Origin of the sequence: Neptuniibacter sp. QD37_11 (genome assembly GCF_047778105.1) — a bacterium.
In the GTDB taxonomy this organism is placed as follows: domain Bacteria; phylum Pseudomonadota; class Gammaproteobacteria; order Pseudomonadales; family Balneatricaceae; genus Neptuniibacter.
Genome location: NZ_CP180552.1, coordinates 1,097,660 through 1,120,136 on the forward strand (window position 1 = coordinate 1,097,660; position 22,477 = coordinate 1,120,136).

The 22,477-nt window shown below is 44.5% G+C and carries 19 protein-coding genes and 8 tRNA genes; 15 read left to right on the forward strand and 12 right to left on the reverse strand.

Features of this window, described 5'->3' with window-relative positions:
- The first annotated feature begins 34 nt into the window (after positions 1–34).
- The 6 genes from pheT to ACMXYT_RS04930 all read left to right on the forward strand — a co-directional run bounded on the left by pheT (position 35) and on the right by ACMXYT_RS04930 (position 5,500).
- Entirely contained in the window at positions 35–2,431 is a 2,397-nt protein-coding gene (pheT, locus tag ACMXYT_RS04905) for a phenylalanine--tRNA ligase subunit beta (RefSeq protein ID WP_415911936.1), read from the forward strand.
- Between the two features lie 20 nt (positions 2,432–2,451).
- Positions 2,452–2,757, forward strand: a complete 306-nt coding sequence (gene ihfA, locus ACMXYT_RS04910; protein WP_415881841.1) for an integration host factor subunit alpha — start codon at positions 2,452–2,454, stop codon at positions 2,755–2,757.
- Positions 2,735–3,088: a MerR family transcriptional regulator gene (locus tag ACMXYT_RS04915; RefSeq protein ID WP_415881840.1), complete on the forward strand. Its 354-nt coding sequence runs from the start codon at positions 2,735–2,737 to the stop codon at positions 3,086–3,088. Before ihfA ends, ACMXYT_RS04915 begins: the two co-directional genes overlap by 23 nt.
- A gap of 159 nt (positions 3,089–3,247) precedes the next feature.
- A complete protein-coding gene (locus ACMXYT_RS04920) occupies positions 3,248–4,477 on the forward strand; it encodes an FIST signal transduction protein (RefSeq protein WP_415900475.1) in 1,230 nt (409 codons plus the stop codon).
- A gap of 79 nt (positions 4,478–4,556) precedes the next feature.
- Positions 4,557–4,633, forward strand: a tRNA-Pro gene (locus tag ACMXYT_RS04925).
- 240 nt (positions 4,634–4,873) lie between these two features.
- On the forward strand, positions 4,874–5,500 hold the full coding sequence (locus ACMXYT_RS04930; protein WP_415911937.1) for a class I SAM-dependent methyltransferase: 627 nt from the start codon (positions 4,874–4,876) through the stop codon (positions 5,498–5,500).
- 110 nt (positions 5,501–5,610) lie between these two features.
- On the opposite strand, the gene ACMXYT_RS04935 is transcribed toward ACMXYT_RS04930, so the two are convergent.
- From ACMXYT_RS04935 to ACMXYT_RS04990, 12 genes are all read right to left on the reverse strand, one after another.
- Positions 5,611–6,981 (reverse strand): glycosyltransferase, encoded by a 1,371-nt coding sequence (locus tag ACMXYT_RS04935; protein ID WP_415911938.1) that lies wholly within the window; start codon positions 6,979–6,981, stop codon positions 5,611–5,613.
- A gap of 214 nt (positions 6,982–7,195) precedes the next feature.
- Positions 7,196–8,518 (reverse strand): Na+/H+ antiporter family protein, encoded by a 1,323-nt coding sequence (locus ACMXYT_RS04940; protein WP_415911939.1) that lies wholly within the window; start codon positions 8,516–8,518, stop codon positions 7,196–7,198.
- A 262-nt stretch (positions 8,519–8,780) separates the two neighbouring features.
- Positions 8,781–9,518 (reverse strand): MipA/OmpV family protein, encoded by a 738-nt coding sequence (locus ACMXYT_RS04945; protein ID WP_415896627.1) that lies wholly within the window; start codon positions 9,516–9,518, stop codon positions 8,781–8,783.
- Between the two features lie 236 nt (positions 9,519–9,754).
- The gene (locus tag ACMXYT_RS04950; protein ID WP_415911940.1) at positions 9,755–11,140 is read right to left on the reverse strand and encodes a TRAP transporter large permease; all 1,386 of its coding nucleotides are present in this window, start codon (positions 11,138–11,140) and stop codon (positions 9,755–9,757) included.
- Positions 11,140–11,673 (reverse strand): TRAP transporter small permease subunit, encoded by a 534-nt coding sequence (locus ACMXYT_RS04955; RefSeq protein ID WP_415911941.1) that lies wholly within the window; start codon positions 11,671–11,673, stop codon positions 11,140–11,142. Before ACMXYT_RS04955 ends, ACMXYT_RS04950 begins: the two co-directional genes overlap by 1 nt.
- 113 nt (positions 11,674–11,786) lie before the next feature.
- Positions 11,787–12,857, reverse strand: a complete 1,071-nt coding sequence (locus ACMXYT_RS04960; protein ID WP_415911942.1) for a TRAP transporter substrate-binding protein — start codon at positions 12,855–12,857, stop codon at positions 11,787–11,789.
- A 75-nt stretch (positions 12,858–12,932) separates the two neighbouring features.
- Positions 12,933–14,219, reverse strand: a complete 1,287-nt coding sequence (gene eno / locus ACMXYT_RS04965) for a phosphopyruvate hydratase (protein WP_415911943.1) — start codon at positions 14,217–14,219, stop codon at positions 12,933–12,935.
- The gene (locus tag ACMXYT_RS04970; protein WP_415881830.1) at positions 14,206–14,349 is read right to left on the reverse strand and encodes a hypothetical protein; all 144 of its coding nucleotides are present in this window, start codon (positions 14,347–14,349) and stop codon (positions 14,206–14,208) included. Before ACMXYT_RS04970 ends, eno begins: the two co-directional genes overlap by 14 nt.
- A 23-nt stretch (positions 14,350–14,372) precedes the next feature.
- Positions 14,373–15,818, reverse strand: a complete 1,446-nt coding sequence (gene pyk, locus ACMXYT_RS04975) for a pyruvate kinase (RefSeq protein ID WP_415911944.1) — start codon at positions 15,816–15,818, stop codon at positions 14,373–14,375.
- 250 nt (positions 15,819–16,068) lie between these two features.
- Positions 16,069–17,211: a glycerate kinase gene (locus ACMXYT_RS04980; protein WP_415881828.1), complete on the reverse strand. Its 1,143-nt coding sequence runs from the start codon at positions 17,209–17,211 to the stop codon at positions 16,069–16,071.
- Between the two features lie 164 nt (positions 17,212–17,375).
- Complete coding sequence (locus ACMXYT_RS04985; RefSeq protein WP_415900486.1) at positions 17,376–18,539, reverse strand: sugar diacid recognition domain-containing protein; 1,164 nt, start codon at positions 18,537–18,539, stop codon at positions 17,376–17,378.
- Positions 18,540–18,736: 197 nt separating this feature from the next.
- Positions 18,737–19,477: a hypothetical protein gene (locus ACMXYT_RS04990; RefSeq protein ID WP_415900487.1), complete on the reverse strand. Its 741-nt coding sequence runs from the start codon at positions 19,475–19,477 to the stop codon at positions 18,737–18,739.
- Positions 19,478–19,687: 210 nt separating this feature from the next.
- Here ACMXYT_RS04990 and ACMXYT_RS04995 point away from each other — a divergent pair.
- The 9 genes from ACMXYT_RS04995 (at position 19,688) to ACMXYT_RS05035 (ending at position 22,473) form a co-directional block, all read left to right on the forward strand.
- A tRNA-Glu gene (locus tag ACMXYT_RS04995) sits at positions 19,688–19,763 on the forward strand.
- Between the two features lie 33 nt (positions 19,764–19,796).
- Positions 19,797–19,871 (forward strand) — tRNA-Gly (locus ACMXYT_RS05000).
- A 376-nt stretch (positions 19,872–20,247) separates the two neighbouring features.
- A tRNA-Glu gene (locus ACMXYT_RS05005) sits at positions 20,248–20,323 on the forward strand.
- A gap of 32 nt (positions 20,324–20,355) precedes the next feature.
- Positions 20,356–20,430: transfer RNA gene (locus ACMXYT_RS05010), tRNA-Gly, on the forward strand.
- Positions 20,431–20,456: 26 nt separating this feature from the next.
- Positions 20,457–20,532: transfer RNA gene (locus ACMXYT_RS05015), tRNA-Glu, on the forward strand.
- Between the two features lie 33 nt (positions 20,533–20,565).
- A tRNA-Gly gene (locus ACMXYT_RS05020) sits at positions 20,566–20,640 on the forward strand.
- A gap of 26 nt (positions 20,641–20,666) precedes the next feature.
- A tRNA-Glu gene (locus ACMXYT_RS05025) sits at positions 20,667–20,742 on the forward strand.
- A gap of 149 nt (positions 20,743–20,891) precedes the next feature.
- A complete protein-coding gene (locus tag ACMXYT_RS05030) occupies positions 20,892–21,302 on the forward strand; it encodes a hypothetical protein (protein WP_415900488.1) in 411 nt (136 codons plus the stop codon).
- The gene (locus ACMXYT_RS05035) at positions 21,277–22,473 is read left to right on the forward strand and encodes a hypothetical protein (RefSeq protein WP_415900489.1); all 1,197 of its coding nucleotides are present in this window, start codon (positions 21,277–21,279) and stop codon (positions 22,471–22,473) included. Before ACMXYT_RS05030 ends, ACMXYT_RS05035 begins: the two co-directional genes overlap by 26 nt.
- Positions 22,474–22,477 lie beyond the last annotated feature (4 nt).

Genomic DNA, 22,477 nt, shown 5'->3' on the forward strand with positions numbered 1-22,477 from the left:
AAGCGGTTATTAACAGGATTTTCGGGAAAGCAAAATGAAATTCAGTGAAAAGTGGTTACGCGAGTTGGTTAACCCTGCAATCAGTACGCAGGAGCTAGTTGATCAAGTCACAATGGCAGGTCTGGAAGTAGACGAAGTTGAAGCAGCAGCTAAAGATTTTACCGGTGTTATCGTAGGTGAAATTCTAACGGCTGAGCAGCACCCAAATGCAGATAAACTTCAGGTTTGCACAGTCACTAATGGTAGTGAAGTTGCACAGGTTGTATGTGGTGCACCTAACGCTCGTGCCGGTTTAAAAACAGCTTTCGCAACGGTGGGCGCGGTATTACCGACTCCAGATGGCAAAGAGTTTAAGATTAAAAAAGCGAAACTACGTCAGGTAGAGTCTTTCGGCATGCTATGTGCGGAAGATGAGCTAGGTATTTCAGATGATCACGACGGTATCATGGAGCTTCCAGCGGATGCGCCTGTAGGTACTTGTATTCGTGAATACCTAAATCTAGATGATAAAGTTATCGATGTAGATCTAACGCCTAACCGTGGTGACTGTCTAAGTATTTCTGGTTTAGCACGTGAAGTGGGTGTGCTAAATAAAGCGCCAGTTACTTTTGTTGCTGACAATGCAGTTGAAGCCACTATCGATGCGACTTTCCCTGTAGAGTTAAAAGATGCAGCTGACTGCCCACGTTATGTTGGCAGAGTTATTCGTGGTATCAATCCACAAGCAGAAACACCATTATGGATGAAACAGAAGCTTGAGCGCTCTGGTGTGCGTAGCATCGATCCAGTTGTAGATGTAACGAATTATATCCTTCTAGAGCTTGGTCAGCCAATGCACGCTTTCGATCTGGATAAACTATCCGGTGGTATCGTTGTTCGCCGTGCGGAGCAGGGTGAAAAGCTAACGCTTTTAGACGGTCAAGAAGTTGAGCTTAATGCTGATACGTTGGCAATTACCGACGCTAATGGCCCAGTTGCTATAGCAGGTATCATGGGTGGCGAGCCTACCAGCGTTACTTCTGAAACACAGAATATTTTCCTAGAAAGTGCATTCTTTAACTCGATCTCGATTGCTGGCCGTGCGCGTTCTTATGGTTTGCATACAGATTCCTCTCACCGTTTTGAACGTGGTGTAGATTGGCAGTTGCAAAATCAAGCAATTAACCGCGCTACAGAGCTTCTCCTTGAGATCGTAGGCGGAGAAGCTGGTCCAGCTGTTGAAACTGTTAATCAAGATGAGTTACCAGCTGCGCGTCAGGTATTCCTACGTCATAGCAAAGTGAATGCGATGCTGGCGTTTGAAATGCCAGCTGACGAGATTGAAGAGATCTTAACGCGTCTTGGTTTGGTTGTAGAGAAGACTTCTACGGAAGGTGAGTGGCACGTTTCTGTTCCATCTTATCGCTTTGATATCGCAATTGAAGTGGATCTGATCGAAGAATTAGCGCGTGTGTACGGCTATAACAACCTACCTGTACGTACGCCAACAGCGTCTATGCCAATCAAGGCAAACGATGAAACTAAAGTAACAATCCAGAATGTTCGTCGTGCATTGATCGCACGTGGCTATCAGGAAGCGATCACTTATAGTTTTATAGAGGCTGGCCTACAAAAGCAGTTCGATGACCAATTCGAAGGTATCGCACTAGCTAACCCAATCTCTGCTGAAATGGCGGTGATGCGTACAACAATCTGGCCAGGCCTAGTAAAAGCCTTGCAGTACAACCAGAATCGTCAGCAAGCGCGTGTACGCTTATTTGAAAGCGGCCAGCGTTTCCTACCAACTTCTGGTGATGAGATCATTCAGGAAAACGTAGTTGCTGGTTTACTAGCAGGTGCGCGAGATCCTGAAGGTTGGAATGCTGGTAAAGATCAAGTCGATTTCTTTGATATCAAAGGTGATCTAGAAAGCCTGCTTTCCCTAGGTGGAGCTGAAGATGAGTTTACGTTTGTAGCTGATCGTCATGTTGCTTTGCACCCAGGTCAGACTGCGCGTATTGAACGTAATGGCGAAAAAGTTGGTTACATTGGTGCATTGCATCCTAATTTGGTTAAAGAGTTGGGTCTGAATGGTGCGGTATATCTTTTCGAGATTAACCAAGCTGCTTTGACTCAAGGCAAACTACCTCGCTACCAAGAAATTTCTAAGTTCCCAGAGTCCCGTCGTGATCTAGCACTTATTGTAGATGAGGGCGTAGCTTTCGATTCAGTTCGTCAATTGGCTGAAAAAGAAGCGGGTGAATTCGTTAAAGAAGTAACGCTTTTTGACGTTTACCAAGGCCAAGGTATTGAAAAAGGTAGAAAAAGTCTTGCTGTGGGCTTGACGTGGCAGCATCCTTCGCGCACTCTTAATGATGAAGAAATAAACAGCGCCACAAGTGCGGTTATTTCTGCACTAGCCAGTGAGTTTGGTGCCTCATTGCGAGAATAAGCAGCGAAAGGTGATTTATCATGGGCTCGTTAACAAAAGCTGAAATGGCGGAACGCCTGAACGAAGAGCTAGGATTAAATAAACGTGAAGCCAAAGAGATGGTGGAATCGTTCTTTGATGAAATCCGGGCATGTCTGGCTGCTAACGAGCAGGTAAAATTGTCCGGCTTCGGTAACTTTGACCTTCGCGATAAGCGTCAAAGACCGGGCCGGAATCCTAAAACTGGGGAAGAAGTACCTATCTCGGCTCGCCGCGTTGTAACTTTCCGCCCAGGTCAGAAACTGAAGGACCGTGTCGAAACCTATGCTGGAGACACCCCAGAGTAACGATCCCAACCCGATCCCGGGTAAACGCTATTTTACGATTGGCGAAGTTGCTAAGCTTTGTGATCTCAAGGCGCATGTATTGCGTTATTGGGAGAAAGAGTTCTCACAAATCTCGCCTGTTAAACGAAACAACCGCCGTTATTACCAACGACAGGATGTTTTGTTGATCCGTCAGATCAAAAGCTTGTTGCACGATCAAGGTTACACCCTAAGTGGTGCTAAACAGTATCTTGCGGGTGACAATAATGAAGATGATCAAAGCCAATATAAGCAGTTGCTTCGACAGACTATCTCCGAATTAGAAGATCTATTGGAATCTATTAAGCGCTAGTTTGCTCTTAGTGCTTAATTTTGCCCCTCTATTAAACGCTCGTTTTACTTATATAGTTTATTTCTACTTACACTTTGGCACTGTTTCACGCCTTAGCGGTTGGCTGTGCTCTATAGCTTGATTAGCATCTAGGTTGTTAAACCAGCTAGGAAAGTAGAGATGGCGATTTTAAGAGTAGGTTTAGGTCATGACCAAGATGCTTCTGAGGCTGCAAGTCAGGCCATGGAGTCCACACCTAAACCAGACTTGGTCATCTGCTTTGTTAGTTTCTCTTTGGATGTTGAGAAAGCCTACAGTGACATTAGGTCAGTTGTAGGAGATGTTGTTCCCATTGTAGGCGGTAGCTCCTGGGGAGAAATTTCTAGCCTTAAGCAAGGGCCACAGGAGGCGAGCGTTGTTGTAATGACGCTGCAGAGCGCTTATTTCAGTGTCGGTTTGGGCGTTGGTCAAAACCTATCAAAGCAACCTGAACAAGCTGCCAAAGACGCTATTCGCGAAGCTTATTCAAACTTGCTCTCAAACCCTGCTGTCATGTCTTTGATGGCCATTGCCTTAGACAGCAAAGGGGCAAAAGAGGTCTCTAGAATAAAGCCCTGCATTAATATGGTCTTACCTGATGGCACTTCAGCGCAAGAAGAAGCTTTTTTGCGTAGTCTCATTTTAGAAACAGGCACGGTCTCCCAAGTCATTGGTGGTTCGACGGCCACGGATTTCTCAGATGCTAAAAGTTATCAAATCAGCAATGGTGTTCATCAAGACTCTGCGGTTGTTGCGAGCTTTAGCAGTGGCTTAAAAATTGGTACCGCTATGGGCCATCCTTACGTGGCAGCTAATAAAGGTGCTGTTGTTACTCAGGCTAAAGGGCGGACGGTGCAGATGCTCAATGGTAAGCCAGCAACAGAGGTGCTTCAAAAGCTGTTAGGTGGGGAAGAATTGACGCCAGAGCTGTTTATTCAAAACCCTTTTGGTATTAAATCCTCTGATGTTTTTGCAGAGTACACAATCAAAAGCGCTCAACAGGTTCATGATGACGGTGGCGTGAGCTTTTATGCAGAAATTCCCAAAGGTGCGTTTCTGCGTGAAATGAAAACGGATGCTGATATTGCGAGGGAGCGTTTCAAGGAAACGTTACAGAAGGCGATTATCGATGCCGGTAGCCCGAAGAAGATAGGCGCAGTAATTATTTTTAACTGTATTTTACGTCACCTGTTGAAAGCGCGCTTAGATGTGGATGATGTCTGCTTGGTTAAGGAAGTATGTGGTGAAGACGTGCCTGTCATAGGTTTCAATACATTTGGCGAACAGGGAGCAACTCAGGGCGGTTCAATCGGTCACTATAACCAGACGGCAACAATCATGGTGATAGGTGAAGAGGTTATCACTCAATAAGCGGAAAATATCTTTCCAGATTCAGAGTGTTCAGTTAAGATAACCGCCACTTGAAAGTGTTCATTTTCAAGCTCTTAGTCGGGATGTAGCGCAGCTTGGTAGCGCACCTGCATGGGGTGCAGGGGGTCGTAGGTTCAAATCCTATCATCCCGACCATTTCTTAATAATCCTATGATTTCTCTAAGCTAACTCTCTATGAGGTATTGGTGTTTGATGTTGTATGCCTCAAACTGAACGTTTACGGCATCCTGTCGGCGCTGAACCAATCAATCTTGTCGTGCCTTGTCCATTTGATTCTGTATTGATCCATTTGAAGCGCGCTAAGATAGGGTGATGAGTAAGCTGATGTCATTACTTTAAAAGACAATTTAAAAAATCATTTGTGTGAATTTCTATATGGGCAATCGCTATAGCAAAGAAAGTTTAAGCGAAATCGAACGCGTGACTTTAGGGCATTATGAATCGAATGCAGTGTCTTATTGGCAAGGTACTCGTGATCATGATGTTAGTCAGAATATTGATGCTTTATTAGGTGCATTACCGCAACGAAAAGGGCTGGATATTTTAGATTTGGGTTGCGGGCCAGGCCGCGATCTTCTTTCTTTTAAAGCCTTAGGTCATTGTCCTACTGGGCTCGATGGAAGTAAGGCTTTCTGTGAGATGGCCCGATTACATAGTGGTTGTCCTGTGCTGAATCAGTCGTTTTGTCATCTCGATTTAGGGGAAGAGTGCTTTGATGGAATTTTTGCTAATGCTTCTATGTTCCACGTCCCCAGTCAGATGCTCGGTGAGGTTTTGTCTAAATGCTATATTGCGTTGAAACCAAATGGGATCTTATTTACTTCAAATCCTAGAGGGGCGGCGGAAGGGTGGAATGGTGAGCGTTTTGGTCACTATATGGAGTTAGAGGTGACTGCTCAATATCTAGAGGATGCAGGCTTTCGTATTCTTGATCATTATTATCGCCCAGCAGGTTTACCTTGTGAGCAACAGCCTTGGTTGGCAATTGTCAGTCAGCGTTGAGGTTGTCGGTCTTTGTTAATTCTTTTCTTTATTTGAGAGCCTTGTTTTAAAGAGCTTAACGATGACCAATTTAGAATCCATTAAGAAGTCGAATGAGTAGAGTCTTTTCGTTATAGCATCGGTTTTTCAGGCTCAGTAGGTGATGGATTTGCTAATCCTGTTCTATTCCATGATTGCCATTGAAGACCTTCTTTGCGTTTTAGTCGCTTTAAGCTTCTGATGAGTGCTTGGAACTCGACCGCATCGACGACATACCAGATAAGCCAAGCGATGGGAGCGTAATAGAGCATCCGCACATGGAAACGAGGCTGGGAGTCATACGAAGTCTGGAAACTAACAAGTGCCGAGATTAGTAAGATGCAAAGACTTAGGGTGATATAGTCACCAGTGTAAACAATGTAGGTGAAAAATAGGGTTAGCAAGGGAAGCTCTAGTAGTAATAGAAACTCTGCATAAAGCGCTGTTGGCAAAAGTAACCAGGACAGATAATAGTTATTGGTTTTCGAACTATTAAAAAACAGTTCACGATGCTTGAGAAAGGTTTGAAAACGCCCATACTTCCAGCGCAAACGCTGATTGCAGAGGCTCTTTAGATCCGAAGGGCCCTCCGTATAAATGATGGCGTCAGGTGCGTAACGGCAGTGATAACCCATGCCTAGTATACGGGTAGATATTTCAATGTCTTCAGTAATGACATTGTGATCAAATCCACCTGCCTCAATAAGTACGGATCGGCGATACGCTGCAGCGGCCCCACCAATAATGTAAACCGCATTGAAAACAGAATCAGCTCTTTTCATAAAGAAGCCACAGAGATATTCGAGTTGTTGGATAATCCCGAGCCCAGCATGGCCATTACCGATGGCTACGTTGCCAGCAACAGCAGCTACCTTATCGGATGAAAATTTCTTCACCATGTTCCGAATAGCCTTGGGGTGCATTAGGCTGTCAGCGTCGATAGTGAGTACGATCTCTCCTTTCGCATACTGTAGTGCATGATTAAGCGCTTTGGCTTTGCCCCCGTTCTCTAGTACAAAGTAGCGTAGTTTTATTGGATTGTTGGGGGTGTAATATGTAATGAATTCACTAAGGAGCTGGTGGGTTTTATCAGTTGATCCATCATTGATGACGATCACTTCATAGTTGTTATAGTCGGCAGCTAACGCAGATCGTAGGGTGTTTATAATCCCAACCTCTTCATTCCATGCTGGAATTAATACACTTACAGAAGGTTCTTGGCCTAAAGCGGGTTTGTCTCGAAAGAAATCAATGACTCCTGAGAGGGGAGCTGTGATCAGTTGGATCAAGAACTTTATGATAATTGGGATAAATACAAGCGTTAATACTAAGCGGTAGTTAGCTAAAAACTCAGTTTCATGGCCGGTCTGTGTATAGGCAAGGCATAGAATAAAGCCGGTTAAGCTGTACGCGATGACTGTATTAATAATCGATCGAGAGGAAATTCGGCCTTTCTGCAACATGCTGATGTCTCGACCCCTGAAGGGCGTGTTAAAGATTTGGCGCGGATTATGCGCCTAGTTGCTCAGCTAATAAAGCAATTCCCATAGATCCTTAGTCTTAGTTCTTAAGAATTATTTTCTAATCTTTGCTAAAGAGTAAATGTAGATTGAAGCAGTGCTCTCGGAGGCAGGGTGCAGGCCTTACTTTAAGATAAGGCCTGCCTGTTCTGTGCTTTTATAACGTTACAGCTGCAAACCAACCAAAGGCAAGTAGAGGCAAGTTATAGTGTAAGAATGTCGGTACAACCGTATCCCAGATATGATTGTGTTGCCCATCGACGTTTAAGCCTGATGTTGGGCCTAGGGTCGAGTCAGACGCCGGGGAGCCTGCATCACCTAAAGCTGCTGCTGTGCCGACTAGAGCAACGATAGCTAAAGGGCTAAAGCCTAACTGAATAGCTAATGGTACGTAGATAGCTGCAATAATTGGGATTGTTGAAAACGATGAGCCTATACCCATAGTAATTAGCAAACCCACCAATAACATCAAGAAGGCCGCTATCGGTTTATTTTGGCCAATAACGTCTACTGAACTTGTCACTAGTGCAGCGATATCGCCGGTTTCTTTAAGCACCTCTGCAAAACCTGATGCGGCAATCATGATAAAGCCAATGGTTGCCATCATTTTCATACCATCGGTCAATACGCCGTCAGATTCTTTCCAACGGATCACGCCAGTAACGGTAAATAGGATAAAGCCAAGCATAGCCCCCATGATCATGGAGTTGGTAACTAGCTGTGTTACGAACGCTACGCCGATTGCTAACAGAGCAACGATAATGCTCTTAGAATTAAAGTCATTAACGTTGTTTTCGACAGCTTTAATCTTTGACTGATCATATCGACGTTTCCCGCGATAGCTGATGAAAACTGCGATCAATAGTCCACACAACATGCCTGCAGCAGGTATGCTCATCGCTTGCATCACAGAGATGCCTGTTGTATCGAGTCCGCCTTGACCGATATGTTTAAGTAGAATTTCGTTAAGGAATATTCCTCCGAAGCCTACCGGTAAAAGCATATAAGGGGTTACTAGGCCAAAGGTCAGTACGCAGGCAATTAAACGTCGATCCAATTTCAGTTTGCTCATCGCTAGAAGCAAAGGTGGTATTAAAAGTGGGATGAACGCAATATGGATCGGGATTAAGTTTTGTGACGAAATGGCTACCGCTAAGATGATTAGGAGTAGCAGTGTTTTGATCTTGTTGACGCGTGCTGGTGTAGGATCTTGCCCAATCACTGTTATTGCTTTATTCGCTAACAAGTGTGGTAGGCCTGATTGTGCAATTGCGACTGCAAAGCCACCAAGCAATGCATAGCTTAAGGCAACGCTTGCGCCGCCGCCAATCCCAGCATTAAAAGCATTGATTGTAGCATCTAGACTCAATCCTCCTGACAAGCCGCCGACAAGCGCGCCAATCAAAAGAGCAATAACCACATGGGTTCTAAAAAGGCTCAGTACCAACATGGTTAGCACTGCAATAATCACTGCGTTCATAGTTAAGCCTAGGGCTCCACATTTTAAAAAAAGGGCGCACCATGGGGGAAGAGCGTAGGGGAGTCAATATGTAAAATTCAAAACAGGTTTAGCGGCTAAAATTACTTTTTTCTCGCGCTATTAGCCTAGTTTTTTTACGAAATTCAGGGCGAAATACTACAGATAAAAGGGATTGGTAATGGGTAGTTGAAATATAGAGTTGAGGTCACGGCAATATAAAAGTGGCCTGTTATTTATCTGCCGTAACCTCCAACTAGATCGACTAGAAACGGAAAGTGTAAGCTGCTTTTACTTCAGGGCTGTTGCTGCGATCAACAATAGGGCTATCCTCTACCTCACTGCCCCAACCATTAACGCCGATACCCATCTGGATAGTTTGCTGCTTATCCACTACATAAAAAGCATCCACACCTGCTCGGTAGCTCATACTGCTATCTGCTTTGTACACAGCTCGTTGTGCGGTTGCTTCGTTCGACTTTACGCCGTAGTAATAATTGTTCAGGTCATCACTTCGCCAGCTTAGTTCCATTGAGGGTTTAACCATCCACTTGGCATTAAGCTGATAAGGTTTAGTCCAGCCTACAGATAGTTCATGTCCTTCGTGAGTATTTGAGATATCTGTCAAAAAAGAGGCTGACAGGATACCGTAGTGTGTGTCGAGCGTTGCACTGATACCTGCTTCGAGTGCGCCATCACGTTCTACCATGCCATTTAGGGCAAATGAATCATCAGCTTCATAGCCTTCGAAACGGTATTGGCCCAATAGATTGACTTGGAATTTACTATTACCGTAAAGGCTGTATTGGGCTTTGTTGCCTACTAACAAAAAGTTGCCTTTTTGTGCGTACAGAGTTGGAAATACAAAGGTTTCAGTGCCTACACCTTGATAAGCACTTTCGTGACTTTTAATCCCAGCACCGATACCGAAGATCCATTCTTCATCAGCTGCTGCGTTGAAGCTTAATAAAACGCCTGTAACTATCGCTATTTGTGATTTCAATTTACCTATCTCCTATAAAGGATCTTCCTGAGTGAGTAATCAGTTACTCAATCTAAGCGAAGGGGAGTGCTTTGAAAGAATTAACCTGTACTAACTAGCTTGAGGTTAAGGATGCCAGCATCGGTATAACCTCAAAATTAGGGATTACAGATAGGCGAGTAGGTGTTTATCCATATTGTAAAAACAAAAACTCCTCATAAAGAGGAGTTTTGTAGGTATCTGATATCTAAATCTTATTAGCCATAAGCAAAGGCGGGTAGCCTGGTTACCAATTGAGGCCAGAAGACGAGCATCACTAGTGCAGCTAATTGCAGTAGGATGAAAGGAATCACGCCACGGTAAATTTGAGTAAGTTTTACCTCTGGCGGGCAAACACCTTTTAAGTAGAACAATGCAAACCCTACCGGTGGGGTGAGGAATGATGTTTGTAAGGCCATTGCAACGAGCATGACGAACCAAACCAATTCTGGGTTATCCACTACGCCATAGCCGTTGATATCTAATCCTAGTGCTGAAATAACTGGCGCTAATAGAGGCAAAATAATCAGCGTGATTTCAATCCAATCGAGGAAGAATCCCAGCAGGAATATAATCAACAGAATAAACGCGACAATGCCGTAATCCCCAAAAGGTAAGCCGGTTAGGAAACTTTCGATCAGTTCATCACCGCCCAACTCTCTTAATACCAGAGCGAAACAGGTAGCACCGATAAAGATGGCAAAGATATAAGCAGTAGTGTTGTAAGTGCCGTGTAAAACTTCCTTAAGTACTTTGAAGTTGTATTTGCGATTGTATATTGCAAGCAGAGTAGCACCAAAGGCACCCACACCTGAGGCCTCTGTCGGCGTTGCTATACCAGCGAATATGGAACCTAAAACAACGAAGATAAGTAGTACTGTTGGGGTGATTGCTTTTAATACCTTGATTACCGTCTTCATGGTAACAGGCTGGACGTCCTGAGGAACTGGGGCCGCTTCAGGGTTAATAAAGCCTGTGATCAGGATGTAGGCGATATACAAACCGCCCAAAATCAGGCCAGGGAATACCGCACCCATAAACAGATCGCCTACAGACAAACCTAATTGGTCGGCCATGATCACCAGCATAATACTTGGTGGTATTAAAATACCTAAAGTACCAGCACTGGCGATTGTGCCTAACGCAAGCGGTAGTGAGTAACCCTGTTTTTGCATCGACGGTAGTGACATCATAGCGAGTAGAACTACTGACGCACCGATAATGCCAGTGGAGGCCGCAAGGATGATACCTATCACTGTAACAGTGATAGCCAAGCCGCCGCGGACTTTGCCAAACAGTTCCTGTAGGGATTCCATCAGCTGCTCTGCTACACCTGATTTGTCTAGCATATTGCCCATGAAAATGAACATGGGTAGGGCGACCAGAATCCAGTTATCCATAATCTTAAACAGACGGTTAACTACAAGCCCTAAGGTGGTGAAGTCTAATCCAGTTAAAGTGCCTAAGTAGATATCAGATAAGTAGCCTACTAGGGCAAAAATAACGCCAATACCACCCAGTACGTAGGCAACGGGGATACCGGTAAAAAGTAGTGCGATGAATGATAGGAACATCGCAATGACAAGAATCTCATTGATTTCCATCAGTGCTTACCTCGTAACAAAAAGCAGATATCTCGAATAAATCGTGACACACAAGCTAGGAATAAAAGGCCAAAACTGGCAGGTATGACTGCTTTAATGAGCCAGCGGTATGGAAGTCCAGAAGGGGCGTCGGAATGCTCATTGATGATCCATGCGGAATGAACAAATTCGAGACTGTGGAAAAATACGACGGCAATAAAAGGGAAGACCAGAAATAGCATGCCCAAAATTTCGACCCATGCCCTGGTACGTAACCGGAATTTTCCGTAGAGAAGATCAACGCGGATATGAGCGTTATTGACTTGCGCATAAGCTAAACCAAACATAACGCCGACAGCGTATAGATGCCATTGCAGCTCTTCTAAAGCGATTAAACCACTAGCAAAACCTTTACGCAGAACTACCTGGGTGATGATCACCAGTACTAATACGACATATACCGATGCGATAAGCATCCCAGTCCTGCGTATGAACAGATCGATTGCATCAGCAAATGCAACCTGCTCTTGATGAGAGGAAGACAGATTATTCACGGGACCCACCCTTGGAAACTCTGAAAAGAAAAGAGGTGTTCAGAACGGTCGAATAACCGTTCTGAACAGGTATGACATAGACCTGACTCGGTGTGAATCAGGCTATTTGATGCTTAGTCTTGAGGCTTAGTACGTGGAAGGTAAGCCAAAGACTCCCATAAATCGTAACCACCGCGGAACTGACTCATGTCATCCCATACTTTCTTGAAGAAAGCGTTTTCACTTTGCTCTGCCACCACTTCATCCCAAGAGGATTTGAAGGCTGTTAACATAGTGTCGTTCCAGTAACGTAGTTCAACGCCTTTTTCTGCGGACTGCGCTAACACTTCAAACTGACTTGCTTCACCCTCTGCTAGAGACTCAGTGATAGAGGCTTTACAGGTTGTTTCAATAATTTCTTGTTGAGCAGGAGAAAGCTTATTCCAAGTGTCTTTGTTAATAAGCAGCTCATGCAGTGTTGCTTGCTGGTGCCAGCCAGGGAAGTAGTTATATTTAACGATCTTATGGAAACCTAGGCGTTGATCGATCTGTGGCAGGGAAAACTCAGTGGCATCGATTGCACCTTTTTCCAAGGCGCCAAAGATTTCACCACCAGGTAGCTGTACCGTACCTACGCCCATTTTTTCCATGACCTTAGCGCCTAGGCCAAAGAAGCGCATATTGATGCCTTTAAGGTCTTCCGGTTTTTCGATCGGTTTAGAGAACCAGCCAGAGGTTTCTGGTGGATTAATGGCGCAAGGGATGTTGTGTACGTTATAGCCATGAGAATCGTACATTTCCTGCCATAACTTACGGCCATTGCCATAGTACAACCAAGCTAAGTATTCACCTGCTTCGGGACCAAACGGTACTGCTGAAAACAATGCGGATGCTGGGATCTTACCTTGCCAATATCCAGCCGTTGCATAGCCTGAATTAATCTTACCTGTAGATACGGCATCAAGGATTTCTGGTGGAGCAACAAGTTTACCTGGCTCATACACCTTCATTTTGATATTGCCACCACTAATCTTATTTAGGCGTTCTGCTACTTCAACAATAGGAGAGCCTAATGCTGGCAGGTTGGTCGCAAAAGCAATCGGTGTTTTCAACAGTACTCTGCCTTCTGCTAATACTGTGGAAGACATTGATACAGTAGCTGCAACAATCGCTGTACTCAGAATGGTTTTTCTCATGGTTTTCATAAGTAACTCCAGTTTCTATTTTTATAGTAGTAATGCGGATATCGACTTATTCGCATGGGGTTCTTGAGGTAATGCTTAGTTAAAAATTGTTGCTCCGGGATAAGGAGCTTCGCCGGTCAATTCGGCTTCAATTCGAAGAAGACGGTTGTATTTCGCGACACGATCAGAACGACATAAAGACCCGGTTTTTATCTGGCCCGCAGCAGTACCAACGGCTAAATCTGCAATAGTGGTGTCTTCGGTTTCACCTGAACGGTGAGAAATTATGACGCTATAACCCGCGGCTTTGGCCAAGCGAATAGCATCCAATGTTTCAGATAGAGTGCCGATCTGGTTGAATTTGATCAGTATTGAGTTAGCAACCTTCTGTTCTATTCCCTGTTGTAGAATTTTGCTATTGGTCACAAACAAATCATCACCGACCAATTGGACTTTATCGCTTAGCTTTTGCGTAAGTTCTGACCAGCCCTTCCAGTCGGATTCGTCCATGCCATCTTCGATCGAACGAATTGGGTATTTAGCAGCCAGTTCAGCTAGATAGCTGCTGAATTCACTGGCACTAAACTGCTTGTTTTCACCACTTAGCTGATAGAGGTTATCTTGGTAAAATTCTGATGCAGCGCAATCTAATGCTAGGCTAATATCAGTACCTAGTTGATACCCAGCCTGTTCAACAGCCTGCTGAATAATGATTAACGCCTGCTCATTGCTGCCTAAATTTGGAGCGAAGCCGCCTTCATCACCTACCGCAGTATTTAAGCCTTGTTGTTGTAGTACTGTTTTCAAACTATGGAAAACTTCTGTGCCACAGCGCAACGCTTCAGAAAAACTGCTGAAATTCAGTGGCTGTACCATAAATTCCTGAATATCCACATTATTGTCGGCATGCTCACCGCCGTTAAGAATATTCATCATTGGTACTGGCATTAGGTATTCACCGGGAGTGCCATTCATTTCTGCAATGTGGGCATACAGAGGCATTTGCTTTTCGATAGCAGCCGCTTTAGCAACAGCTAAAGATACCGCTAAGGTGGCATTGGCACCCAGGTTCGCTTTGTTTTCAGTACCGTCCAGATTGATCAAGCATTGGTCTAACTGTTGCTGGTCTAAACAATCCATGCCTTGTAGGGCTTGGTTGATGGATCTGTTTACATTGGCAACTGCTTTTAAAACGCCTTTTCCTTGATAGCGTTTTTTATCGCCATCCCGTAGCTCTAAAGCTTCTCGGGAACCGGTGGATGCGCCTGAGGGAGCACAAGCAGATGCAGAAACGCCCGAGTCCAGAATGACATCCGCTTCAACCGTTGGATTACCGCGTGAATCTAGGACTTCGCGACCGATGATCTGTTTAATCTTGCTCATGACTTTTACCTTCGGTTTCATTCGCAGGGGGATGCGGTATCTCTAGCAATTCTTGCTGCTCGGACACTTCTATTCGAAAGTCAAAATCTCTCGGCCAAGCAGCGGGTTCGTAGGTATTAGTTGGTTCCATGGCATCTCCTCCTGTTATGTTTCTTATTTGATATCACTGCCAACACGAACAATTTTTAGCGTGTTGGTACCACCGTGAACATTGAGGTAATCCCCTTTGCTGATCATGACCAAATCACCTTCGGTGACGATTTTTGCGTCGATTAAGCTGTTTACAGCAGACTGATTAATCTGTTCGTGAGATATGGAAGAGGCATCGAAAAATAGAGGTACGACACCACGAAATATGGCTGCTCGATGCAAGGCTTCTTGATTAGGGCTTAAGGCAAAAATCGGTAAGCCTGAACGGATGCGAGACATTAGTAACGGAGTGGCACCGGTCTCGGTCATCGCAATAATCGCTTTAACCCCAGATAGGTGGTTGGCGGCATACATTGCGGCCAGGCCGATGGTTTCATCAATATTTGAGAATGATTGATGTATTCGGTGACCAGAGGTTCTTGTTTGAGGTTGAGTTTCCGCGCCCTCTATTACACGCACCATGGCTTCAACAGTTTCGATCGGATAATCACCAGCAGCCGTTTCAGCTGATAGCATGACTGCATCGGTGCCATCCAGAACTGCGTTGGCGACATCAAAAACTTCGGCACGGGTTGGCATCGGGTTCGTGATCATCGATTCCATCATCTGGGTTGCCGTTATCACTACACGGTTTAATTGTCGTGCCCGTTGGATTATCTGCTTTTGCACACCGATTAGTTCGGCATCCCCAATTTCGACCCCTAAGTCTCCGCGCGCGACCATAACGCCATCAGAGGCTTCGATAATTTGATCAAGTACTTCTGGATTGCTGACAGTTTCAGCGCGTTCAATCTTTGCTATTAAACCGGCACTACTACCTGTCGGAGTGAGCAGGGCGCGTGCTTCCTGCATATCGGCGGCATCGCGAGGGAACGAAACGGCTAGGTAATCCACACCGATCTCTGCGGCAGCTAAAATATCTGCTTTATCCTTATCTGTTAGCGCGGCTGCTGATAATCCGCCGCCTTGGCGATTTATACCCTTGTTATTCGATAGGTAGCCACCAAGAACAACGGTGCAATGGATTTCAGGGGCGTTGATATGTTCAACACGCATAGTTAGGCGGCCATCATCTAGGAGTAGCATGTCACCGGCTTGGCAGTCTTCAACTAAGCCTTTGTAATCAAGCCCGACTTGATCTTGGTTGCCAGCGTCTGTATCCAACTCTGCATTAAGGGTAAAAGCCTGACCTGCTTTGAGTAGGACTTTGCCATCAACAAAGCGGGATATGCGGATTTTTGGACCTTGAAGGTCGCCTAATATTGCAACGTAGCGGTTAGCCGATTTGGCTGCTTCACGTACACGTTGTGCACTAATTTTATGGTCAGACACAGTTCCGTGGGAGAAATTCAGGCGGACAACATCGACACCTGATTGAATCAGCTGACTGATTACCGCAGGGGAATCAGAGGCTGGGCCAAGAGTGGCAACGATTTTTGTTCTTCTCATGATCTGTGTTCCTGTAGCCTTTTAGGTATGAACACATTATCGGATGATGAGAAAGGACCTGCCTCGGCAGGTGTACAAAATTAATAGCTAATTCAGATCTGTTTTTTGTGCATTTGTACAAAAGTGAGTTGTGAGTAAAGATGGCCGTATTTTGAGTAAAAAAAAGCCGGTCTGAGTATCAGACCGGCAAGAGTACAGCAAAGCGCTGTAAGAGGTCAGGGCCACAGAGCGGTCCTGAGGATGTGATTCTTTAAATGTTACTGTGATTAAATGCCCAGATCGTTGCGATATTTTTGGCACAATTTTGTAGATTGATTTCTGCTTGTTGTAGTGCTTCTGGTAAAGAGACGATGCCAGGTACAACACTAAATATGGCATCAATGCCACAGGCTTTCAGAGGGGCTTGTTCTGGAGTAATGGAGCCAGCTAGCGCTATGACAGGGCAGTTAAAATGCTTAGCTCGCTTTGCAACACCAATAGGCGTTTTGCCGCGTAAGCTTTGGCTATCAATGCTGCCTTCACCTGTAATTACCAAATCAGCAGCTTTCAAGTGTTGGTCTATTTGTACAGCGTTTAAGACGATTTCAATTCCGCTTTTAAGTTGAGTATTAAACAGAGCACATAATGCTGCACCTATGCCTCCTGCAGCCCCAGTTCCAGGGACTTGGGTTACATCAGTGCCGCTAACGCGCGTTAGAAATTGTGCAAAATGTTTTAGGTTTTGATCTAGACGGGATACCTGTTCTTTACTGGCACCTTTCTGTGGGCCAAAGGTGCTTGAGGCTCCTTCTGGTCCAAGTAGAGGGTTATCAACATCGCAGGCTACTTCAAATTGAACATGTTTTAAGCGTGGATCTAGTTGGCTGATATCCAGATCCGCTAGTTTATGTAAGGAGCCACCACCGGGGGCTAAAGGATGGCCCGCAGCATCTAGAAGCTTTGCACCAAGGGCCCGTAGGATTCCAGCGCCACCGTCATTGGTCGCGCTACCACCTAAACCAAAAATGATCCGAGTAACCCCTTTATCTAAAGCTGCGCGAATTAATTCGCCAGTGCCGTAGCTGGAGGTAATCATCGGATTGCGCTGATTCATTGGAATCAGGTCTAGGCCTGAAGCTGCAGCTGTTTCAATGACAGCTGTTTCACCATCGCCTAGAACTCCCCAAGTGGCAGTAACTGTTTGTCCAAGTGGATCTTGTACTTGAGTGTGATGGAAAGAGCCGCGTGTGGAAGAAATCAAGGCGGCAGTTGTCCCTTCGCCACCATCTGCTACCGGAAGTTGAATATATTCGGCCTGCGGAAGAATGTGACTAAAGCCCTGTTTAATGGCTTCAGCTACCTGCTGTGCGGAAAGACTCTCTTTAAAAGAGTCTGGAGCAATAACTATTTTCATAACAATCCTTAAGCAATGCAGGGTGACAGCAAAGTGCTACAACCAGTAATGATTTAAGGATTATTATCCGAAGTTGTGGAGATGACGGCTTCGTACAAAAAAACAAATTAAAAAGGCTTAGTGGTTTTGTTTTTGTCAGATTGCACAATTTAGGGTGATATTAGTTATTCCGGCTTGTTGTCCCATTCGCTTAATCGGGTAGCGATGTATAAACGAAAGAGATCTTGAAGGTTTTTAAGATCGATATCTAAGATATCATTAATTTTCTCAAGCCTGTAGCGCAGAGTGTTGCGATGAACATGCAGACTTTCAGCTGTGAGTGAAAAGTCTGTGTTATTAGCGAAATAGACTTGCAGAGTTTTTTGCAAACTGCCATTACTGTCTTTTTTAACCAGCTTTTCATAGTCCGCTAATAATTGAGGGCCGCTCCAGCTTTCTAATGAGTCTTTCAGAACCAAATCCAACAGCATCTCTCTGGCTGAAAATAGTTGTTGTTTAGGATGGCTCAGCTTGCCGACTTCAAGGGTTTTGAGTGCGCTTTGATAGGATTCAGCTAGACCTTCTATACCTTCAAAATACTGTCCCAGACTGATGTGGAAGTTAATATCAGTTTGCTTGGCGAGTTGCAGACGATATTTCTCTTGGTGTTCTTGGCTTTTTTGATAATCCCAATGTTCATTGCGTAAGAGTATTTTTTGCAAAATAACAATTTGAGTTGGGCTTGATATAGCGAGTAATGTGTCTGGATCACGTTTTTCTAGTAGACGTAAAATCCCTTGCATGGTTGAGAGGGAGATATCTTTTTGTGTTTCAGCAGATCTAAGATCAACGATCATTGCAACACGAGGGATGTTTAGATCTATTTTCATTCGTTCAACACGATCGTTGAACAATGTATCGTTCTGCCAACCTCCCTCAATCAAGCGCACGATAACACTTTCCTGAAGGCGTCGGTCCCAGCGTACCTGCGCAGCGAGCATTGCTTGTTCTAAAACAAGTTCAGCTGTCATTACAACAAGGTCGGCGTATTTACGCACTTCGTTGGGATTACCGGTAATCCCAACAACTCCGATAATCTGACCATCATTAGTGATAGGTATATTGATACCGCCCTGTACACCGGTTAAGGATTCAGCTTGGTCGCAATCAAAATCGATCTCCGCTTTAGCATTTAAAACTTGCAGGGCGCCTTCGTGGAGTTGATCAATCCGATCTGGATCACCAGAACCAACGATGATTGCTTGGTGGTTCATTACATTGACGTTATGACCGATGATTTTCATCGAGCGATCTACGATTTTTTGGGCAATTTGGTGATCAATATACATAGTTTTCTGTAACAGCTTTTTGGGGCAGCTTAATACAGAGCGAGTGAATACGCCAAGAATGGTTACGAAGTATCAGACAGAGTTTCGATGTTATCGGTAGCTAAAATAAGCATGTTTGATCGGGTATTTAGTAAGGCTTTGGCACTTCATGATATGAAGGGAAGGCCCACGTTTATGTAGGCCTCAGAAGGGGGGAGCTAGAAATTAAATTTCTTACCTGAATCTTTTTCTTGCTCTTTGGCGATGCGTTTCTCTTCGTTTGCTTGATCAATATCTTCAGCAAGCCGAGTTAAATGTGTACGAATCTCGTAGAGTTGACGATCAAGTTCTTGATTTCGGTTTAAATTTTGAAGCTTACTAAAACAGCTACGGTAGTGATGGACAACTACTTCAGGTCCTTGTCGTTCTTCAGTTTCTATTGCACTCATGAGGTCAATATCAACCTCAATTCTGCCGTAGATTCGTTTAGCTTCAAGGGTGAGTTGATCGGCAGTATTACCATTGAGTTCACCCTTGTTTTTAATTTCACTAATAAACTGAGCAAATTCTTTAATTACCCCAAGCGCTCTAGCTGCTTCATTGGGGTTAGCGAAAAGAGTCATGGATCCAGAAGGGTGGCTGACAGGATCTTGAGCCGTGCCGACCATCGCTTGAAAAGCGGCTTGCTGTTGTCGGTTGGACTCTGAACCATCAAGTTCGACCACAGCGTTCCAGCGGACTTCTAGATATTTAACCAATAAAGCACGAATTTCGCTGGTAAGAAGAATAGGGGGGAAGGCTTCAAAAAGGTGAGAGGCACGGCGTATGGCAGTTTTCAGAGTAATAAGTCTAAGGCTTCGCTCTCTCTTCTTGTTTTCAATATCTTGAACAGCAAATCCAATACCTGCCATAACGGCGACACCGAGAAGAATTAAAAGTCCAATATAGGTCGGGCTCATAAATGTAGGTCCTGACTGCCAGTGAAAAAGCGATTTCTCAAAAGTCTTAATAGTTAAGAGATTGTATAACGCTATATCTATATAAGTAAGTTTACACTATCAAAAAATGTGTCTGATTTTATAGATAAAAAAAATCAAAAAAGTGCTTGTAATCGGAAAAGGGTATATATACTATATGCACCGCTTTCAGAGCTTATCTGGAACTACAGCGTCCCATTCGTCTAGTGGTCTAGGACACCGCCCTTTCACGGCGGTAACAGGGGTTCGAACCCCCTATGGGACGCCATTTTCTTTCTAACTTCTTGGTTAAAAAGAATATGCGGGAATAGCTCAGTGGTAGAGCACAACCTTGCCAAGGTTGGGGTCGCGAGTTCGAACCTCGTTTCCCGCTCCAAAATGCGGCCAGCTTATTGCTGGTTTTTTTATGCCTGAAATTCTCCTTCTCTTGATTGTTTATTCCCTCTGTTAAGTTTTCTGTTTAGCTGTTTCGGCTTTCTATTTAATTGTTCTTGTTGTTTGCTTTAATGTTTTGGACGCGAAATGAGCAGTTGCAGTTATATTGAGTTTTTCTAATGTGCTAGTCCTATCAATAACACCTTTCTAACCAATAGGTTAGGGCTGTTTTTGTGCGATTTTTGAGCGTTGTTTTAATTATTTTTTCAATAATAAAAAAACTGCAATTTTTTCTTAAAATTAGGGTTGACCCACCAGAATCAGTTCTTTAATATACGCGCCTCCTCACAAGGGAACGCCCTTTGAGGAATAGCAGCGTCCCATTCGTCTAGTGGTCTAGGACACCGCCCTTTCACGGCGGTAACAGGGGTTCGAACCCCCTATGGGACGCCATTTTCTTTATGATTTTTAATCAAAAAGAATAAGCGGGAATAGCTCAGTGGTAGAGCACAACCTTGCCAAGGTTGGGGTCGCGAGTTCGAACCTCGTTTCCCGCTCCAACTCTTCGGAGTTTACAATTTGTTGCGTCCCATTCGTCTAGTGGTCTAGGACACCGCCCTTTCACGGCGGTAACAGGGGTTCGAACCCCCTATGGGACGCCATTTCTCTTGCTGATTTTCAATCAGAGAGATTATGCGGGAATAGCTCAGTGGTAGAGCACAACCTTGCCAAGGTTGGGGTCGCGAGTTCGAACCTCGTTTCCCGCTCCAACTCTTCGGAGTTTACAATTTGTTGCGTCCCATTCGTCTAGTGGTCTAGGACACCGCCCTTTCACGGCGGTAACAGGGGTTCGAACCCCCTATGGGACGCCATTCCTCCTTTATGCTTATTTTTTCCTCAGTTACTGGGCAGTGAATGTGTGTTTAGTCTAAACTAAGCGAATATTCGGCCAAACAAGGTACTTATGCCGTTTGGGTATAATGCTAGGCTGTTTCACATAGGATGTGGTTGGCTTCATTGTATGATCAGAATTCTGGTTTTATTACTGCTGTTGTTGCTGCCTAAGACAGCTTTGTCTGAGGTGATAGTCAATTCAGAGGTGTCTCTGGAAAGTCTGTCTAAGCAATATTTGCTTTCAATCTTCTCAATGCGTACACGAACATGGCCAGATGGTATGCCAGTGCGTGTCTTTATTCTTCCGCCTTACCAAGATAAACATCAGCTTTTTGTTAAGCAGTCTTTGGGTATATTCCCTTATCAGCTATCAAATATTTGGGATCGATCAGTTTTTTCTGGTGCTGGGCAGTCACCGATTACGGTTAATTCCGAAGCTGAAATGCTTCAACGAGTGTCCCAAACCAAAGGGGCAATAGGCTATGTGATGACATCGATCCAAGGAGGGCTGAATGTTAAAGTCATTACAATTAAATAGGTTGCTGTTGATTATAATGGCCTCCTTATCTTTATCAGTGCAAGGAGCACCTGATATAGAATTCAATGGGTTTATCACCCAAGGGTATACCCATACCAGTGACAATAGCTTTTATGGGGATAGTGAGTCAGGAAGCTGGGATTTTCGTGAAATTGCTGGAAATGCGTCTTGGCGTTTAAGCGATCGCTTGTTACTAACAGGGCAGTTAATGTCTCGTAGAGCAGGTGACGTCGATGACGGAGATCTAACGGTCGATTATGGCTTGCTCGATTACCGAATCTATGAAGGTGAACGAGGTTCTTTTGGAATAGGTGTCGGTCGAATTAAAAACCCATTTGGTTTTTACAATAAAACCCGAGATGTTGCCTTTACTCGCCCATCTGCCGTTTTGCCGCAATCTTTGTATTTTGATAAAGCGCGAAACTTAGAATTGTCTTCGGATGGTTTTAGATTATACGGTCGCTACCTGTTTGATCATGGCACTTTAGAGTCTGAACTCGTTATGGGTGAACCGCGTAAAGATCTAAACGTGGAATATGCTTACCTGAATAATGACTGGGATGGTTCCTTTAGTGACAGTACAGGGTATTTATGGCGAACTGAATATAGCTTAAGTGACTATAGCTTTGTTGTTGCAGCGACCATTGGTGGCTTTAAATTAGATTTTGACGGTCCGGATATGCCAGATCTGCTCTCGGGAGCTCCAGGGGATGGCCGTGTCGAGATTGATGTGACTGCGTTATCTATGCAGTACAACTGGCAAAAATGGAGTCTGACCGGCGAATATTTCCAACAGGATATCACTTGGGGTAGCTTGGGCGGCGCTTATGCATTAATTCCTGAAAATACGACCGAGTCCTTTTATCTGCAGCTTGATCACCGTTTAAGTTCGGATGTAACGTTATTTTTACGTCGTGACATGCTTTATTTAGATAAAGATGACCGTGATGGTAAAAGAACAGCTGCACTTCTAGGGAAACCAGCACATACTCAATTTGCCTTTGATTGGACATTAGGTGTGGGTTGGAAACCAAGTAAAAATTGGTTATTGCGCGCTGAGTGGCATCATGTCGAAGGTACTGGTTGGTTAGCGGCTCAAGAAAACCCGGATGATCAGGAGAAGGTTGAGGATTGGGATATGCTTACTCTACAGGCGACCTATAGGTTTTAATCTC

Coding starts and splice junctions, on each gene's coding strand:
- pheT (WP_415911936.1), top strand. CDS start 35: ATGAAATTCAGTGAAAAGTGGTTACGCGAGTTGGTTAACCCTGCAATC.
- ihfA (WP_415881841.1), top strand. CDS start 2,452: ATGGGCTCGTTAACAAAAGCTGAAATGGCGGAACGCCTGAACGAAGAG.
- ACMXYT_RS04915 (WP_415881840.1), top strand. CDS start 2,735: ATGCTGGAGACACCCCAGAGTAACGATCCCAACCCGATCCCGGGTAAA.
- ACMXYT_RS04920 (WP_415900475.1), top strand. CDS start 3,248: ATGGCGATTTTAAGAGTAGGTTTAGGTCATGACCAAGATGCTTCTGAG.
- ACMXYT_RS04930 (WP_415911937.1), top strand. CDS start 4,874: ATGGGCAATCGCTATAGCAAAGAAAGTTTAAGCGAAATCGAACGCGTG.
- ACMXYT_RS04935 (WP_415911938.1), bottom strand. CDS start 6,981: ATGTTGCAGAAAGGCCGAATTTCCTCTCGATCGATTATTAATACAGTC.
- ACMXYT_RS04940 (WP_415911939.1), bottom strand. CDS start 8,518: ATGAACGCAGTGATTATTGCAGTGCTAACCATGTTGGTACTGAGCCTT.
- ACMXYT_RS04950 (WP_415911940.1), bottom strand. CDS start 11,140: ATGGAAATCAATGAGATTCTTGTCATTGCGATGTTCCTATCATTCATC.
- ACMXYT_RS04960 (WP_415911942.1), bottom strand. CDS start 12,857: ATGAAAACCATGAGAAAAACCATTCTGAGTACAGCGATTGTTGCAGCT.
- eno (WP_415911943.1), bottom strand. CDS start 14,219: ATGAGCAAGATTAAACAGATCATCGGTCGCGAAGTCCTAGATTCACGC.
- ACMXYT_RS04970 (WP_415881830.1), bottom strand. CDS start 14,349: ATGGAACCAACTAATACCTACGAACCCGCTGCTTGGCCGAGAGATTTT.
- pyk (WP_415911944.1), bottom strand. CDS start 15,818: ATGAGAAGAACAAAAATCGTTGCCACTCTTGGCCCAGCCTCTGATTCC.
- ACMXYT_RS04980 (WP_415881828.1), bottom strand. CDS start 17,211: ATGAAAATAGTTATTGCTCCAGACTCTTTTAAAGAGAGTCTTTCCGCA.
- ACMXYT_RS04985 (WP_415900486.1), bottom strand. CDS start 18,539: ATGTATATTGATCACCAAATTGCCCAAAAAATCGTAGATCGCTCGATG.
- ACMXYT_RS04990 (WP_415900487.1), bottom strand. CDS start 19,477: ATGAGCCCGACCTATATTGGACTTTTAATTCTTCTCGGTGTCGCCGTT.
- ACMXYT_RS05030 (WP_415900488.1), top strand. CDS start 20,892: ATGATCAGAATTCTGGTTTTATTACTGCTGTTGTTGCTGCCTAAGACA.
- ACMXYT_RS05035 (WP_415900489.1), top strand. CDS start 21,277: ATGTTAAAGTCATTACAATTAAATAGGTTGCTGTTGATTATAATGGCC.